Below are 17,146 nucleotides of genomic sequence, written 5' to 3'. Positions count from 1 at the left end.
CCGTTATCTGCTGTTTTTACCAAGCCGGCAGACTGCCCTGCCTTCTTTTGCATCCAAAAGCAGGCTGGTGCCGGTTCCCGATACATCATACACTTTTATAATATGCGACAGCTCCTCTTCCTTTGGCCAAAGCTTAGAAAATACATTTGGGAAATGATTCAGTAATTCCGGCTGGTACAGCCTGGTTTTGCTGTTCTCGTTAATTGCCCCATAATAAACGTCCGCCTCCACCAGGTCCTGGAACATATGGCTTCCATAGGAAAGCTCCGGCCGGTAGCCCGCCTTACTGTATGCCACTTCGCATATGGCAATGAACTGGCTGATATCTGCATAGACAACCGGCACACCCAGTTCCGGGGATGAGGTTCCGATCCGGCCAGGCACAAGAAGCATAAGCTTTTTATCTTCCTCCTCGTAATGCTGGTTAATGCAGCTGATCATTCTTCCCACATCGGGCTTTTTCGTATAAGGATACTCATAATATGCCTGCGGATCCACCCAGACAATGCAGTCCAGCGCCTCTTTCTTCGAGCGCCTCATAGAAGTCCGGCGCACATCAAATAATAGTTCATCGTCAAGCCCTTCCGGTATCTCAACCTGCTCGGACGCAGCAACCTGCAGCGGACGGCACTGTAGAAGATTCACCTTCCAGATCCCCTCCCCGGGACTTCTGACGGCAAATTCCACATCCACCGGCCTCTCATATTCTGTCTCCAGCATCTTCAGAATCTTCCTCATCATCTTTATAAAATCATTATTCTCAACCAGACCCTGGCAGTCTGCAAAGTATACCTTTCTGAACTGCCGCCTCTGGGACAATATATATTCCGCATCGCTGTCCCTGCTTAAGACCAGCTTCTTCTGCCAGTCTGTCAGACTGGGAATGACCGCTTCCAGCATTTTCGTACACAGTCCCTCCCCGGAGAGATCCAGTACATCTACCTGGCGCTGGGAAAACTTGTGCCGGTCTGCAATCGTTGTCCGGATATTCGCCTGCGCCCGGTCCATGCCCACAAGACGAGGGTAATCCCCCGGCGTCCTTTCCACCGCTCTGGTTCCAAGCCCCATCACGATGCGCAGCATTCCCGCATCCGGATTCATATGTTCCATCCATTTATAAGGGTTGTAGGAACATCCCATCCCCGCAGCCACCGGAAAATACAGATCGCCATACCTTTCTCCTTCTACCTTCTGAACCAGGAGGGCCATCTGCTCATCCACATCGAGCAGCTTCCGCTTTCTTCTATATTCAATCGCGGACGGATTCATTGTGCTGGCATACACCTGGCGCACCGCATTCTCCAGTTCCTCAAGACGCGCCTCTTCGCAGCCCTGATTCATGCAGAAAATAGATTCATATTTTCCGGAAAAGGCATTCCCATAGCCGTCCTCCAAAAAACTGCTGGAACGCACAATGATCGGTGTAGTTCCGTAATGCTGCAGGACTTTCTTCAGTTCTTCCCGTATTGCTTCCGGAAATACACCGTTTAACAGCCTTTTTTTCAGCTCCTCAGCCTCCTGAAAATGTTCTTTCTCCCGGCGGTGCTTTTCCCGGAGTTCCATGCAGTCATTCAGTTCCAGATACTTGCAGAACACATCCGAACCTATAAAAAAAGAATTGTGCGGTTCTATGTAGTCTTTGAATTCGGGCAGACGCACTTTGATCAGCTTCCGTGCCACTAAAAGCCCGCATGCCTTCCCTCCGATCAGCCCCTCTCCGATTCTGCGCTCCCACACCTTTCTGAAATCCTCTGTAGAAAAATGTTTTAATATCAGCCGTTCCATCCGCGCTTCCTTTGTCATAAGGCTGTTGCATACCGTTTTCTTCTCTTCCTCTGTCATCTCTTCCCTGCCAAGCAGTTCTTTCCATATATTCATATTAAGAACTCCCCCTTTCCGCGATGCTCTGTGCTTCCTTGTTTACCGGCACATCAATTCTTGTCTTAAACTAAGTGTAAATTATACCGGACAAAATAGCAAATCATTTCAGATTATAGCAGGTATAAGCAAATGGTTATAATTATTCTGCAGCCTGCTCCGCCCCGATCTTTATCCCCGGCAGCGCCATTTTCATGAATTCAGTCATGCATCTTGTCAGATATTTATTCTTGCGGTAATACAGATAGACCTCCCGGACTGCTTCCGGATCATCTATTTTATAATAGATGATGTCCGCGTCCGGCGGCAGGCTCTTTACAACCGTATCGCTGACAAAAGAGGCGCCCATTCCAAATTCCGTCAGATGGTAGGTGGTCAGAAGCTGGTTCAGCTTTAAGGAATAGTTCAGCTGCACTCCCGCCCTCCGGCAGATAGCCTCCACCCGCTCTCTTGTATCATTGTGGGCCCGCAGTACGATAAAGGGATCATCCTTGAATTTTTTCAGCGGAACGCCGGGAAACTGCGGCTGCAGATGGACATTTCCCCTCACATCATCCACGCTCAGCCGGTATTTTGTCGCCCTTTTATTACTGTCAAAAGAAGCCGGGACCGCCAGCAGCAGGTGCTCTTCCATGAAGATTTTCTTTTCATAAATAGATTCATCCAACAGATAGTTATCAATAATAATATCCAGTTCCCCTGCAAAAAGCTTCTGCTCCAGAAGCGGCGTGTGCCCCTCGAAAAGGCTTACCTTTACATTGGGATAAGTATCACGGAATCTGGAGATAATAGGTGGAAATATAAATGAGGAGAATAGGTATGTACCTCCCACAGAAAGATGCCCGGTCTTGAGTTCGTGCAGATTTCCCACATAGTAGGCGAACTCATCTTCCAGATCCATGATTTTTTCAGCCGTTTTTATGTACCGTTTCCCGCAGTCTGTCAGCTGGATCGGGTTGGTGCTCCTGTCAAAAAGAGGCATTCCCACTTTGTTTTCCACCTTTTTAATCATGGCGCTGAGTGCCGGCTGGGATATATACAGGTTCTCCGCAGCCTTTGAAAAGCTTCTTTCTTTATATACTTCATACACATAGTTCATTCCGCTGAACATACCATTCCCCCATCCTCATAAGCATTTAGTTATATTAACTATATAAATATAAATATTTGTTTTTATTCTATGCTATTTCTATAATAAAATCAAGAAAAGAAACACCGCACAAGGAGGACATTAATGAAAGCAATCACAGACTATTCAAGCGAAGACCTGAACGCTTTACTGAAGGACCTGCAGATTCAGTATCAGGAAGCCCGGGCGCAGAACCTGAATCTGAACATGGCGAGAGGCAAGCCTGCAGCCGCCCAGCTGGACCTGAGCAATGAACTGCTTAACAAAATGGAAAACTATACCCTGGCCGACGGTACCGATGCCAGAAATTACGGTATCTTAGAAGGGATTCCTGAGTGCAGACAGCTCTTTGGAGAGCTGCTTGGCCTGAACCCTGATCAGATGATAATCGGTGGAAATGCCAGCCTCAACCTGATGTTTGATACACTCAGCTTCCTGTGTCTGTTCGGAACCGGCGGCTGCAAACCCTGGGTCTGGCAGAAATATAATGGCACTCCGGTGAAATTTCTCTGCCCGGTTCCCGGTTATGACCGCCACTTCAAGATCTGTGAGGAGCTAGATATCGAGATGATATCCGTACCGTTGAAAGAAGACGGGCCGGACATGGACATTGTGATGGATCTGGTACGCAAAGATGCCTCCATCAAAGGAATCTGGTGTGTGCCGCTCCACTCGAATCCACAGGGCGTTTGCTACAGCGATCACGTTGTAGATCAGCTTGCTTCTATGGAAACTGCAGCAGATGACTTCCGGATTTTCTGGGACAACGCTTATGGCATACATCATATTTATGAAGAAGTCCCCTTGAAAGATATATTAAAAGCTTGTAAGGATGCCGGACACCCGGAAAGAGCGTACTATTTCTTCTCCACCTCCAAAATCAGCTTCCCCGGCGCAGGAATCTCACTAATCGCTTCCGGCCCGGAAAACATAAAAGAACTAAAAGAGCATATGTCGGCACAGACCATCGGACATGATAAACTAAACCAGCTGCGGCATGTCCGGTTTTTCAAAACACCCGAAAATATTAAAATCCATATGAAAAAGCTGGCGGAAGAATTAAGGCCCAAATTTGATATGGTGCTGGATAAGCTGGATCAGAACCTGTCAGGAACCGGCCTTGCATCCTGGAGCACGCCAAAAGGAGGGTACTTTGTATCCCTGGATACACTCCCGGGCTGTGCCAAACGCACGGTAGAACTGGCCAGGGCTGCAGGCGTTACACTGACAGGAGCAGGGGCCACATATCCGTACGGAAAGGATCCGAAGGACAGCAACATCCGTATTGCCCCAACCTATCCTGTCATTGAGGAGCTGGAAAAAGCAATGGACATCTTCACCATCTGCGTAAAGATTGCCGGAATCGAAAAAATAATGAAACCAGATTAAATTTTAGTTCATGAAAAGGAGAATCATTATGGGACAGTATAATCCTTATGACAACGTATTAAAAGTAGTAAAAGAAGCGGCCGACATTCTGGGATATTCAGACAGCGACATCGAAGCAATCAAATATCCCGAAAGAGAGTTAAAGGTAGCCATTCCGGTACGGATGGATGACGGAACCACACATGTTTTTGAGGGCTACCGCATCCAGCACTCTACTTCCAGAGGACCTGCCAAAGGCGGAATCCGTTTTCATCCGGCCGTAAACCTGGATGAAGTAAAAGCACTGGCAGCCTGGATGACTTTCAAATGTGCTGTTGTCAACATCCCATACGGCGGCGGAAAGGGCGGAGTTGTCTGTGACCCGAACAAGTTATCCGAAAATGAAATCCGTGCCATCACGAGAAGATTTACCGCCGCTATCGCCCCGCTGATCGGACCGGAACAGGACATTCCTGCTCCGGATGTAGGAACTAACGCAGCCGTTATGGGCTGGATGATGGACACCTACAGCATGTTAAAGGGACACTGTGTACACGGCGTTGTCACCGGAAAGCCAATCGAGCTCGGCGGTGCGCTTGGGCGTAACGAGGCGACAGGGCGCGGCGTAATGTTCACCACCAAAAACATTCTCAAAAAGCTGGGCCAGGATCCAAACGGAGCCACCGCGGCGATCCAGGGAATGGGGAATGTGGGAAGCATAACCGCAAAACTACTTTACAAGGAAGGCATGAAAATAGTGGCTGTCAGCGACGTATCCGGCGGAATCTACAAGGAGGACGGCCTGAATGTCCCGGCTATCCTCGAGTACCTGTCCAAAGACCGCAGAAATCTGCTGAAAGATTACAATGAAGAAGGAATGAGCCGCATTACCAACGAAGAACTGCTTGAACTGGATGTCAAAGTTCTGATACCGGCTGCACTGGAGAACCAGATCAACGCCTCTAATGCAGACCGGATCAAAGCAAACATCATCGTAGAGGCGGCCAACGGGCCAATCGCCGCGGAAGCAGACGAAACATTGAATGCCAAAGGGATTGTCATTGTTCCGGATATCCTCGCAAACGCCGGCGGTGTTGTAGTTTCTTACTTTGAATGGGTACAGAATATCCAGTCCGTAAGCTGGACAGAAGAAACGGTTAACGAGAAGCTGAAAAACATTATGGATCCCGCATTTGAAGCCGTATGGAATATCGCAGAACAGCAGCATACAACGCTTCGCACAGGCGCTTACCTGATTGCAGTAAAACGTGTAGTAGATGCGAAAAAGGCAAGAGCAATCTGGCCGTAAAAATTCCTAATAGAACTAAGACCGGGGCAGAATCACAACTGCCCCTTCTGTTTGTTCATAGTTTGTTCATTTATCATTAAAAAAACTTTCATTTTCTACTCATGCTTTCTTCATTTCTTTTGAATATACTAAATATATCAAATGAAGAACAAAACATTTGATACTGACATTCGACAACAGGTGCAATACTATTTGAATAAACTTTTTCATAATACATGCCGGGAGCCGCAAAAGCGACTACCCGGCATCCTCCCTTTTTAAGGAGACTTTTCTGATATATCTGTTTTACCACCACTTTCCCCCTTACCTATATATCGGCTCTTCTATAGCCTCCCTTCCGGATTCTTCCACAGTATCTTTACATGCAAGCGCTTTGCCAGCCCATACTGCCGTCAAAAGCACTACAATGGCTGCTATAATAAGCACACTTTTTTTCTGCTTTTTTTGTATCTCATATTTTTTACTGCTCACTTTGGGTAATTCTTTCAGAACTTCTTTCAGATTAACATATTTTTTCTTCGGGTTTTCGCCGAGACATTTTTCAATGATTCCAGACAGAAGGTATTCTTCCCTTCTTGAAAGAGTGATCACCGGCTCTGCGCGGGCCAGTATAAACTGCATGGTTTTTCCCAGACTATACAGATCCATAGAAAGCCTGGTATTCTCTTTGATATGGATGACCGGTTTTACAAAATGCTCACGCATAGCCGGCTTCTGCATATTCTGCAGGACAAATCCATTGCTTTCCGCACTCAGGTCCAGCAGAAAAATTTTATTTTCAGCTGTTACAAGGACGCTGTATGGATTCAGATACCGGTAGCACTGATCCCTTTTGCTTCTGTGGTACTTTTCCAGTTCCCCTGCCAGCATTCCAAACCATCTGAATACCTCATCCTTTGCAGGCCCGTCTGTATCCTGCATCCTATATACCAACAGCCTGCCAGGAATGCAGTCCATGACAATGCGGCATTTTCCGTTATGCTCTACAAACTTGATAACCTCATATTTTCTTTCTTTAATCAATCATACTCCTTTCTGCAGCTTTTTCTTGATTGAGATACTTATCAGAACCGATGGTGAAACAAACTTTGAAATGTAAAATCAGACCTATCAGAATACTAGTATCTTACTTGATCTGCACAAAAAATGCAAGCACTATTGTGCCTGCATTTTTACCCTCTACTCTTCTTTTCCGTTCTCCAGAAATATCTTTCTGGTGATAAAATTATATACCATTACAATAGCAGTTGCGCCGATCTTGGAAATCATATAGAATATCCCCAGTTTATCAACACAGATCCACATGATTAACTGATTTATCCCCAGCCCGACTATACTCAGGATGATAAATACCACAAAATCCTGCTTTTGGCTTCTGTTTCCTGTGACATTGAATACCCAGTGGACACTCAGCAGATAATTGTAGATCACAGAGATCGTAAACGATACCGCACTGGAAATCAGATAATTAATCCCGCACAGTTCCGTCAATAAAATCATAATCCCGTAATCGATGAGAAACGCGCTTCCCCCGACCACCGCAAATCTGGTAATCTGCTGCCACAGGCTTGTCTTCTTATCATTCATCTTATCCGCCTGCCCTTACATTTCTTCTAGTCTGTTTAAGGCCGCTTCCACAACCTTGTCCATGTCATAATACTTGTAATCTCCAAGCCGCCCTCCGAATATCACATTCTTCTCCCGGGCCGCCAGCTCTTTGTACTGTTCAAACAGACTGTTATTCTTTTCGTCATTAACCGGATAATAAGGATCCATTCCTACAGACCATTCTGAGGAGTACTCTCTGGAGATCACAGTCTTTTCCTGTTTGCCGAATTCAAAATGCTTGTGTTCTATGATTCTGGTATAGGGAACTTCCCGCTCTGTATAATTCACCACCGCATTGCCCTGGTAGTTGTCACAGTCCAGCACCTCTGTCTCAAAACGCACAGAACGGTATTCCAGCGCCCCGAGTCTGTACTCAAAATATTCATCTATCATACCGGTAAAAATAATGGTCTTAGCAATATCCGGGTTTTCTTTTCTAAAAGTAAAAAAGTCTGTGCCTGTCCTGACTTCAATTCCTTCCAGCATCTTCTCAACAACTGCCGTATAGCCCCCCATCGGAATCCCCTGGTACCTGTCGTTGAAATAATTATTATCATAGGTGTATCGAAACGGCAGTCTTTTGATAATAAATGCCGGAAGATCCCGGCAGTCTCTCCCCCACTGCTTTTCCGTATATCCCTTGATCAGCTTCTCATAGACATCGCGCCCGCCCAGAGACAAGGCCTGCTCCTCCAGATTCCGGGGTTCTGTAATATTTGTCTCCGCAACCTGCTTTGCGATCATGTCTTTCGCTTCCTGCGGAGTCCGGATCCCCCACATCTTGCTGAATGTGTTCATGTTAAAAGGCAGGTTGTACAGCTCATCTTTGTAAACTGCAATGGGAGAGTTAATATAATGATTAAATTCCGCAAACTGGTTCATATATTCCCACACTTTTTTATTGGATGTGTGGAAAATATGTGCTCCATATTTGTGTACGTGAATCCCTTCTATGTCTTCGCAGTAAATATTTCCTGCTATGTGGTCACGTCTGTCAATCACAAGGCACTTCTTTCCGCTTTTATTCAGTTCGTGGGCCATCACAGCGCCGTACAGACCTGCCCCCACTACCAGATAGTCATACTGATGCATTTGTTATCCTCCTAAATATAAGTCCTTTTTATGCGGACTTTTCTCACTTTGTCCAATATTATAGCATTTTCAGGGCATTCTGTACATAGAATGACTTGATAAATCCGGACATTCCACAATCCGCAGTCCTAATCTTCATAATTATTTGAACAGTTCAGACAAATCTGAACAGTTACGCATCCAGCACATTGAAATTCGCCTGCGTCGAAGAGCTGGATGCCTGCGACCACCATGTTTTCGTACGGTCTGCGCAGTAAATGCGCAGACCTGTCTGAACCGTTACATTATTTTGCACATTTCCACAACTTATTATATTTTTTCGTTTACAAATTAGTCATTATGCACTAAAATGGATATAAATCGTTTTCTTTATCAGGAAACGAAAACTACTATAATCGAGAGACGGAGGTAACAGACATGAAAGGAAATGTAATCGTCGGCCAGTCCGGCGGACCAACAGCAGCAATTAATTCTAGCCTCGCAGGAGTATACCGCACGGCCAAGGACCGCGGAGCCAAAAAAGTATTCGGAATGCTGCACGGGATTCAAGGCCTGCTGCAGGAAAGATATATAGATATGGCGGATTTTATTCAAACAGAACTGGATGCGGAATTACTCAAGAGAACTCCCGCAGCCTTTCTCGGTTCCTGCCGTTATAAACTCCCGGAGATTCACGAAAACATGGAAGTGTACGACAAGATTTTTCAGATTCTGGATAAACTCGAAATCGAAGCTTTCATCTACATCGGCGGAAATGATTCCATGGATACTATTAAAAAGTTATCCGACTACGCCATTGTCACAGGACATCCCACCCGCTTTGTGGGCTGCCCCAAAACGATTGATAATGACCTGGCGCTCACCGACCACACCCCGGGCTATGGAAGCGCCGCCAAATATATCGGCACATCCGTGAAAGAAATCATCCGCGACAGCTTCTGCCTGGAATATGAAAAGGGACTCGTATCTATCGTAGAGATCATGGGACGCAACGCCGGCTGGCTGACAGGCGCTTCTGCGCTTGCAAAAGGCGAGGACTGCGCAGGTCCGGATCTGATCTATCTCCCGGAGCTGCCTTTTGACATTGAGACATTCGGCGCCAAGGTCCGTGAACTGCTCGCCAAGAAACCCTCTGTTGTCATTGCCGTTTCCGAAGGTATCCGGCTCAAGGACAACCGTTATGTGTGCGAGCTGGGACAGAGCATTGATTTTGTAGATGCATTCGGCCACAAACAGCTCTCCGGTACAGCCAACTATCTTGCCAGCTATATCGCAGGTGAGGTCGGCTGCAAGACCCGTACAATAGAACTGAGCAGCCTGCAGCGTTCCGCATCCCACTGTGCCTCCCGCGTGGACATCCTGGAAGCGTATCAGGTAGGCGGTGCGGCGGTAAAAGCTGCAGATGAAGGCGACTCCGGCAAAATGGTCGTCCTGCAGCGCCTCTCCGATGACCCATATCAGAGCGGCACAGAGGTCAAGGACGTACACAAAATAGCAAACGATGAAAAGCTCGTCCCGAGAAACTGGGTAAACAAAGAGGGCACCTACGTAACCCAGGAATTCCTCAACTACGTGCGTCCGCTCATACAGGGCGATGTCTCCCCGATCGTTGTAGACGGAATCCCACGCCATCTGTTCAGGCCAATATAAAAGCTGTATAGAATATATAACAGAAAAAGAGGAGGAAATGAAGCACTTTCATTTACCTCCTTTTTTTTAATTTGCATCATTCCCCGCACAGCCATACATTTCCACATGAGTTCCGCTGTAAAAAATATGTTAATTACACAAATAATTTTTCGAAACTTGATTTGCCTCCTCAATTAACCGGCCTTCTTCCAAAGCAGTCAGCTTTCCCTCGCTTACAGTTATTTTACCTGCTACAATTGTATAATCGACCGGCTGTTTATACCCTACTGTAGCAAGCATGGATTTCGCATCTTCCATCGCTCCAACTAACTCCAATTTCCGTGTGTCGATCATAAAACAGTCTGCCTGCTTTCCAATTTCAAGACTCCCGATATCTTTACGACCAAGAATCTCTGCGCCACCTCTAGTTGCCATTTTCAGAATCTCATATCCATCTGGTGCATCAGAGCTTGCCTGCAGTCTATGCAGCAGATATGCTGCCCTCATTTCCTCTAAGAGGTTAGATCCATCATTACTGGCACTGCCGTCAACCGCAAGGCCAACTCGGACTCCAATACGGAGCATCTCAGGAATCCGGGCAACTCCTGATGATAATTTCATATTTGAAATCGGACAATGTGCAATCCCGGTATCTGTTGATTTTAACAATTCCAGTTCCCTGTCATTAAAATGAATTCCATGTGCAAACCATACATCTGGTCCCAGCCAATTCAGTTTTTCCATATACTCTAATGGTCTCATCCCCATTTTTTCCAGCATATAACATTCTTCTTCCTGTGTTTCTGCCAAATGTGTATGAAGGCGCACGCCAAAGTCTCTTGCAAGCTGCTGAGACTCTTTCATTAGATCTTCTGAAACGCTGAACGGAGAACAGGGCGCTAACGCAATCTGACGCATAGACCCTTCTGAAATGTCATGATACCGCTCAATTAGTTTCTGAGAATCCTTCATAATTTCTGAGGTTGTCTGCACAACCGCGTCCGGTGGAAGTCCACCGTCCTTTTGACTGAGATCCATACTTCCCCTTGATGCATGAAATCGAATTCCCAGCTTATTTGCCGCCTCAAATTGACTTTCAATCAGATGTCCCCCATTTTCCGGAAATACATAATGATGATCAAAGCAAGTCGTGCAGCCATTTTTCATCAGTTCACCAGCCCCAACTAGTGTGGCATAATATACTATTTTTTCATCTATATTTTTCCATATTCCGTATAAATATCGCAGCCACGGAAACAACTCCATGCGCTGAACCTCCGGAAGATTACGGCTAAATATCTGATACAAATGATGATGTGTATTGATCAGCCCCGGATAAACCACAAAGTTTGTTCCATCAATTATTGTTTTTGCCTTTCTGCCCTCTGAACCAATATAAGAAATTTTTCCTTTTTCTATATACATATTCACATGAGAATATACCTGGTCATTCTCATCGCATGTAACAAGATATTTTATATTTTTAATAAGAATACTTTCCTTTTCCATATTCCTCACCCTCTAGTCTTTGATGTCACCAGAAGCCTGTGGCCCCTTCGCTTTTCCACCTGCAAGGATCAGTACAAGCATTGTCAGCAGGTATGGAAACATTTGTAGAAATTGTTCCGGTATATCCAGATCAAGCGTAATTCTAAGTGCTTGTGAGAATGCAAACAACAGACTTGCCCAAAAAGATCCCAGTGGATTCCAGCCTCCAAAAATCGTTGCTGCAAGGGCAATGTATCCTCTTCCCGCAACCATCTCTTTTACAAAAAGATTGCTTTGCACGATAGACAAATAGGAACCGGATAGACCGCATAACATTCCGCATACTATAACTGCAATATACCGATATTTCGTAACGTCCACTCCTGCAGTAGACGCCGCTTTCGGATGATCTCCTATTGTACGAAGGCGCAGGCCCACTTTTGTACGATACATCACATACCACGAAATGGCTACGATCAATATAGTGATATACAAATACGGGGACTGTTCTTTAAATAGTGGACCGATCACTGGAATCTTATGTAAAAAAGGAACCGTCACAGTTGGAATCTGCGCAACTTCTCCACTCAATCCTTCTTTGTCCCAAATTGCTTTGCATAGAACAATTGTCAATCCAGAAGCAAAAATATTAATCCCCACACCACTTACGGCTTGATTTGTATGGTATCGGATACAAAAAACCGCATGGATCAGGCCAAACACTCCCCCCATCATGATAGCAGCTAAGGTCCCCATCCAGGGTGATTGAAATACAGAAGTTCCGATTACCGCACCTAACGCACCAGCCAGCATCATACCTTCAATACCAAGATTTATGATCCCGCTGCGTTCACAGATTACACTTCCTATGGAAGCCAGAATAAGCGGAATTGCCATTCTCAACGTCACTAACAGCATATTCATAGAAATGAGATGTTCCAAATTATCCACCTATTTTGCCCCCTTTCCCTTTATGAAAGAAACAAGTTCAGGCGTTGCTACAAACAGGATCACCAGCCCTTGCATTACCTTGATCATACTGGTAGATACCCCTGCTATGTAGCTCATTTTCATTGCCCCGGACTCCATGATCCCAAACAATAGTGCGCTCAATAGAACTCCTACAGGATGATTTCTTCCTAACACTGCTACTGCAATACCAGTGAAGCCATAACCCGGAGAAAAGCCATCCACAAATTTCCCTGTTTTTCCAAATACTTCTGTAATACCTGTCAGTGCAGCCAACGCGCCACTCACGGCCATTGTCATGATCACTGTCTTTATCATTCCAATGCCAGATGCCTGGGCTGCTGTACCATTCTCTCCAACTGCCCTGATATTGAAACCCGCCCTTGTTTTACTAAAAAAGAGATATAATAAGACAGCCAATAGGATTCCGATCAAAAATGCAGTAGTTAATTGGGACTTAGGCACTAATTTTGTAAGCATATATTTATCCCCAATCGCAGCAGTCTGTGCAACGCTGGACTTTGGATCCTGTATAGGGCCATGCACACAATAACTGGCAAAAAACTTTAAAATATAATTCAGCATAATGGCTACCAAGACCTCATTGATATTCAATTTTGCTTTTAAGAATCCAGTCACCCCGCCAGCAAGCCCGCCTGCTAACATCCCCGTAACAAAAGCTGCTGCTAATACCAGAGCCCTGGGCATTCCCTGCATTTGCAATGCTGTGACTGTTGCCGCAAGTCCTCCAATATACAGCTGTCCTTCACAGCCAATATTAAACAGTCCCCCCCTATTGGAATATGCACATGCCAATCCTACAAACACTAACGGTATGGTTTTGCCCAACGTTGTAGCCATCGAATTTCTGGAGCCAAAAGCGCCATCAAGTAATGCCCGAAAAGCCTCAAACGGGTGATACCCAGAAGCTAACATAATAACAGCAGTTATGAATAATGATAAAATAATTGCAATAGCTGACAGCAATAAATTTTGCAGTTCAGGCAGCATTATATAACTTGTTCTTTTCCCCTTCACCCCCATTTATTTCCCGCCTTTCTGTCCAGCCATCAAAAGACCTATGGCCTCTTTTGTAAATTCTTCATTTTTTTTCAGAGCCATCACTTCACCTTTGTATAATACTGCTATTCTATCACTGAGCTGAAAAATATCTGTCAGCTCTGCAGAAATTAATAAAATAGCTTTTCCTTGTTTTCTTAATTCTAATAATATTTCATGAATATAATGAATAGCACCTATGTCCAGTCCACGTACCGGTTGGCAAACAAGCACAAAATCTGAATTTTTTTCCACTTCACGGCTTAGGACCATTTTCTGTTGATTTCCGCCTGATAAAGAACCAACGGCCTGTTTTTCGTCTACAGCACGCACATCATATTTTTTCATTGATGCTGAGGCCATCTTATTTAAGTATGTATAATTAATTAGTTCCTTTTTTACAAACTTTTTATTAAATTGATTTCCTAATAAATAATTGTCTAAAATTGAAAAATTAGATAATATAGCCCTTTGATGCCTTTCCGATGGGATATAACTGATCCCCTTCTCTAAGCGTTTTCTAGTGGACCATTTTGTTACGTCCTCCCCTTTGATTACTATGGATCCCTCTTTACATTTTTGAAATCCCATCAAAATTTCTTCTAGCTGCATCTGGCCATTTCCCTCTACACCAGCAATTCCCAAAATCTCTCCCGCATGAATATCAAAAGATACTGTCTCCTGAGCATTTTCTAAAATACGTACTTGATTGATAGAAACGACTGCCTCCCCAATATCATTCGGAAGCCGTTTCAGGTTAAAAGTCACCTCATGTCCGACCATTCTGTTCGCAAGAGCCTTTATAGTCACCTCTTTTGTGGCAGCACTATATACTGACTTGCCCCCTCGCAAAACTGTAACAGAGTCCGAGACTGCTTTTGTTTCATTTAATTTGTGTGTAATAAATATAATGGTCTTTCCCTGTCTTTTTATGTCCCGAAAAATGTCCAGCAGCTGTTCCACCTCCTGTGGTGTAAGCACAGCAGTCGGTTCATCTAAAATAATAATTTCTGCCCCTCGATAAAGTGTTTTCAATATTTCAACACGCTGTTTCATACCGATAGACAAATCTGAGACTTTATCTTCTACATTTAGTCCAAAATTATAACAATCTGAAATTTGCTGTACCTGCTGAATGCTTGTCTTTCTGTCAATCGCAAATCTGCCCGGTTCATTCCCTACCACTACATTTTCCCACACTGTCAGTGCATCTACGAGCATGAAATGCTGATGCACCATGCCAAGTCCACATTCGAATGCCTTCTTTGCCGAATGCTTTACAATATCTTTTCCATTTATTTTCAGAGATCCTTTATCTGCCTTATATAAACCAAACAGTATATTCATGAGAGTTGTTTTCCCCGCACCGTTTTCTCCAAGCAGACAGTGTATCTCCCCTTTTTCTACCAAAAAGTTGATCTGGTCGTTTGCAGTGAAACTCCCAAAACGTTTTGTAATATTTCTCATTTCTACAGCTAACACCGTTGTCACCTCAACTATTCTCTTATAAAAAAGAAGATGTTCCCCGATACAAAACATCTTCTTTTCTTATTTTTACAACTCTGATGGTACTTCGATATCCCCACTAATAATCTGCGATTTAATTGTTTCTAACTGCTCTACAATTTCATCCGGAACCTTTATATTGCTCCCCTCTAAAGTATAACCAATTCCTTCATCAGACAGCCCCAGTACAGTCTCTTCACCAACTTTTAGATTGCCATTCACTGTAGATTCTACAATGTCATATGCTGCATTGTCTACTCGCTTAAGCATACTTGCAACTATATGATCTGGATCTACTGTATTTTGATTTGAATTAACACCGATTGCAATAAAATCAGACTCTTTTGCAGCTGCAAACACTCCAAGACCTGATCCTCCCGCAGCATGGAAAATAATATCATATCCTTTCGCATACTGGCTGCCTGCAATTTCCTTAGCTGTTGTAGTATCCCCAAAAGGATTATCTCCGCCTACATATTGTATGGCCACATCGGCATCTGAATCTACATATTTAACGCCGGCTTGATAGCCTGCGGCAAACCGGTCAATTGTTTCTGACTCCATTGCGCCGATAAACCCATACTTGTGATTATCCTCCAAATTATAGGACGCCGCATCCTGTTTCATATAAGCTGCAAGCGCACCTACAAGAAATGCGCCCTCCTGCTCCTTGCTTGCATAGCTTGCCACATTTTCTTCAAGAAGAGTCGCATCAATGAGTGCGTACTGCTGATCAGGATAGTCTGGTACAACCATTGTAAAAGCATCCAATTGATCGAAAGCAATTCCAATAATGACTGCATACTCACCAGAATTACTCATATCTCTAAGAATCGTTTCAAAATCTGTAACTTCTTTGGGCTCTGCATAGTCAAAATCTACTCCTAATTCTTCTTTCGCACGCTCTAGTCCACTATAAACCTGATCATTATAAGATTGATCTCCAAGACCTCCTATTCCCAATATGACAGCGACCTTTAGATTCGTATTCTTACTTCCCGATGCATTTGTGTCCTCTTTTTTCTGCTCTTTATCCGAACCCGAACATCCCATTAGACCAAATACCATAATAAGTGTTAATAAAAACGATACTACCTTTTTCATATACTTTCTCCTTTACTGTATCACGCCTCATTTCCTAAGATTTACTGAAAAGCTGCAAATAATGTATTAAGTACTTTTTCTGAATCTACATTTATGCAATGTTCAACATATCTCCCTGTTATCGGCTGCTCTCTTAAATCTGTCACAACCATACCTCGACAATACTTTCCCTCACACTCAATCCTCGTAATTCGTTTTTGTGTGCTAACAAGGGCGGGGTCCACCGCAACAACCATTGCCAATGGATCATGAAGCGGGCAGCACTCCCGCATCCAATTTTGTCGGTGAGCGCCCTGCATATACCACTTCATTTCCTGTTGTAAGAAAGACAGCAGCTCTTTGCATTCTTTTCTGCAGCTCACAAGTGCCTGATCGAAATCTGTCTTTCTCAGAATTGTCTTTAAAGTGACATCCAAGCCGACCATTGTTAAGTTCCATGGAGTCTGTACTACAATATCTGCTGCCTCCGGATCCCCTCCTATATTTGCTTCCACTACCGGTGACACATTTCCTGGTGCATGCAGGGTTCCCCCCATAGAAACAACCCGCTTGATTTTTTTATAAAAGTCCGGATATTTTGACAATACCATGGCAATATTTGTCATACGTCCCAATGTAATTAATATCATTTCCCCATCATATTCGCATGCCTTTTGATACAGGAAATCACAAACATCCATTTCTATTGGCTTCTGCTCTGCTTCAGGTAACTCAACATTTCCAATCCCATTTCTTCCATGTATGAAATCCGGGAATTCTCCGCATTTCCCTTCCAGCGGACTCTCCGCACCAATGCAGACTGGTATTCTCCCCTCCATTCCTGCCAGTTTTAGAATCCTTAATGTATTCTCGGCTCCCTGCTTTGCAGTTACATTCCCAGCACTTGTTGTTATTCCCACAATTTCGATATCCGGCCGGGATAGCGCAAATAATATTGCCAGTGAATCATCTACTCCCGGGTCGCAATCGATACAAATTTTCATCATAGTATGTCTCCTTTCTTTTGT

At 44.4% G+C, this 17,146-nt stretch carries 14 protein-coding genes; 3 read left to right on the top strand and 11 right to left on the bottom strand.

Annotated features, from left to right (window positions below; genetic code table 11):
* Positions 1-3 precede the first annotated feature (3 nt).
* Positions 4-1,878 (bottom strand): PEP/pyruvate-binding domain-containing protein, encoded by a 1,875-nt coding sequence (locus ARB69_RS00635; protein WP_055149937.1) that lies wholly within the window; start codon positions 1,876-1,878, stop codon positions 4-6.
* Positions 1,879-2,020: 142 nt separating this feature from the next.
* Positions 2,021-2,989, bottom strand: coding sequence for a LysR family transcriptional regulator (locus ARB69_RS00630; protein WP_055149933.1), 969 nt, complete (start codon positions 2,987-2,989; stop codon positions 2,021-2,023).
* Positions 2,990-3,112: 123 nt separating this feature from the next.
* Here ARB69_RS00630 and ARB69_RS00625 point away from each other — a divergent pair, with 123 nt between their 5' ends.
* Both ARB69_RS00625 and ARB69_RS00620 read left to right on the top strand, forming a co-directional pair.
* Positions 3,113-4,396, top strand: a complete 1,284-nt coding sequence (locus tag ARB69_RS00625; protein WP_050641781.1) for an aminotransferase — start codon at positions 3,113-3,115, stop codon at positions 4,394-4,396.
* Between the two features lie 28 nt (positions 4,397-4,424).
* Positions 4,425-5,684, top strand: coding sequence for a Glu/Leu/Phe/Val family dehydrogenase (locus ARB69_RS00620; protein ID WP_050641782.1), 1,260 nt, complete (start codon positions 4,425-4,427; stop codon positions 5,682-5,684).
* Positions 5,685-5,987: 303 nt separating this feature from the next.
* On the opposite strand, the gene ARB69_RS00610 is transcribed toward ARB69_RS00620, so the two are convergent.
* The 3 genes from ARB69_RS00610 to glf form a co-directional block, all read right to left on the bottom strand.
* Positions 5,988-6,707: a hypothetical protein gene (locus ARB69_RS00610; RefSeq protein WP_055149930.1), complete on the bottom strand. Its 720-nt coding sequence runs from the start codon at positions 6,705-6,707 to the stop codon at positions 5,988-5,990.
* A 156-nt stretch (positions 6,708-6,863) separates the two neighbouring features.
* The gene (locus tag ARB69_RS00605) at positions 6,864-7,271 is read right to left on the bottom strand and encodes a GtrA family protein (RefSeq protein WP_050641785.1); all 408 of its coding nucleotides are present in this window, start codon (positions 7,269-7,271) and stop codon (positions 6,864-6,866) included.
* A 15-nt stretch (positions 7,272-7,286) separates the two neighbouring features.
* On the bottom strand, positions 7,287-8,384 hold the full coding sequence (gene glf, locus ARB69_RS00600; protein WP_055149926.1) for a UDP-galactopyranose mutase: 1,098 nt from the start codon (positions 8,382-8,384) through the stop codon (positions 7,287-7,289).
* 417 nt (positions 8,385-8,801) lie between these two features.
* On the opposite strand from glf, the gene ARB69_RS00595 reads away from it, so the two are divergent.
* On the top strand, positions 8,802-10,034 hold the full coding sequence (locus ARB69_RS00595) for a 6-phosphofructokinase (protein WP_050641787.1): 1,233 nt from the start codon (positions 8,802-8,804) through the stop codon (positions 10,032-10,034).
* A 129-nt stretch (positions 10,035-10,163) separates the two neighbouring features.
* Here ARB69_RS00595 and ARB69_RS00590 read toward each other — a convergent pair whose 3' ends face one another.
* From ARB69_RS00590 to ARB69_RS00565, 6 genes are all read right to left on the bottom strand, one after another.
* Positions 10,164-11,522 carry an 8-oxoguanine deaminase gene (locus ARB69_RS00590; protein ID WP_055149923.1) on the bottom strand — a complete coding sequence of 453 codons (1,359 nt, stop codon included), beginning with the start codon at positions 11,520-11,522 and terminating at the stop codon, positions 10,164-10,166.
* A gap of 12 nt (positions 11,523-11,534) precedes the next feature.
* Positions 11,535-12,452: an ABC transporter permease gene (locus ARB69_RS00585; protein ID WP_242857483.1), complete on the bottom strand. Its 918-nt coding sequence runs from the start codon at positions 12,450-12,452 to the stop codon at positions 11,535-11,537.
* A complete protein-coding gene (locus ARB69_RS00580; protein WP_083486973.1) occupies positions 12,453-13,514 on the bottom strand; it encodes an ABC transporter permease in 1,062 nt (353 codons plus the stop codon).
* On the bottom strand, positions 13,515-15,011 hold the full coding sequence (locus tag ARB69_RS00575; RefSeq protein ID WP_050642739.1) for an ABC transporter ATP-binding protein: 1,497 nt from the start codon (positions 15,009-15,011) through the stop codon (positions 13,515-13,517).
* A gap of 72 nt (positions 15,012-15,083) precedes the next feature.
* Positions 15,084-16,139, bottom strand: a complete 1,056-nt coding sequence (locus ARB69_RS00570; RefSeq protein WP_050641789.1) for a BMP family lipoprotein — start codon at positions 16,137-16,139, stop codon at positions 15,084-15,086.
* Positions 16,140-16,180: 41 nt separating this feature from the next.
* Positions 16,181-17,125 carry a nucleoside hydrolase gene (locus ARB69_RS00565; RefSeq protein ID WP_050641790.1) on the bottom strand — a complete coding sequence of 315 codons (945 nt, stop codon included), beginning with the start codon at positions 17,123-17,125 and terminating at the stop codon, positions 16,181-16,183.
* Positions 17,126-17,146 lie beyond the last annotated feature (21 nt).

Origin of the sequence: Faecalicatena contorta, assembly GCF_001404335.1 — a bacterium.
GTDB lineage: Bacteria > Bacillota > Clostridia > Lachnospirales > Lachnospiraceae > Faecalicatena > Faecalicatena contortus_B.
Note: the sequence above shows the minus strand (reverse complement) of the source record. Positions and strands in the feature narration are given on the sequence as shown.

Coding starts and splice junctions, on each gene's coding strand:
- ARB69_RS00620 (WP_050641782.1), top strand. CDS start 4,425: ATGGGACAGTATAATCCTTATGACAACGTATTAAAAGTAGTAAAAGAA.
- ARB69_RS00630 (WP_055149933.1), bottom strand. CDS start 2,989: ATGTTCAGCGGAATGAACTATGTGTATGAAGTATATAAAGAAAGAAGC.
- ARB69_RS00590 (WP_055149923.1), bottom strand. CDS start 11,522: ATGGAAAAGGAAAGTATTCTTATTAAAAATATAAAATATCTTGTTACA.
- ARB69_RS00595 (WP_050641787.1), top strand. CDS start 8,802: ATGAAAGGAAATGTAATCGTCGGCCAGTCCGGCGGACCAACAGCAGCA.
- ARB69_RS00580 (WP_083486973.1), bottom strand. CDS start 13,514: ATGGGGGTGAAGGGGAAAAGAACAAGTTATATAATGCTGCCTGAACTG.
- ARB69_RS00625 (WP_050641781.1), top strand. CDS start 3,113: ATGAAAGCAATCACAGACTATTCAAGCGAAGACCTGAACGCTTTACTG.
- ARB69_RS00570 (WP_050641789.1), bottom strand. CDS start 16,139: ATGAAAAAGGTAGTATCGTTTTTATTAACACTTATTATGGTATTTGGT.
- ARB69_RS00635 (WP_055149937.1), bottom strand. CDS start 1,878: ATGAATATATGGAAAGAACTGCTTGGCAGGGAAGAGATGACAGAGGAA.
- ARB69_RS00565 (WP_050641790.1), bottom strand. CDS start 17,125: ATGATGAAAATTTGTATCGATTGCGACCCGGGAGTAGATGATTCACTG.
- glf (WP_055149926.1), bottom strand. CDS start 8,384: ATGCATCAGTATGACTATCTGGTAGTGGGGGCAGGTCTGTACGGCGCT.
- ARB69_RS00605 (WP_050641785.1), bottom strand. CDS start 7,271: ATGAATGATAAGAAGACAAGCCTGTGGCAGCAGATTACCAGATTTGCG.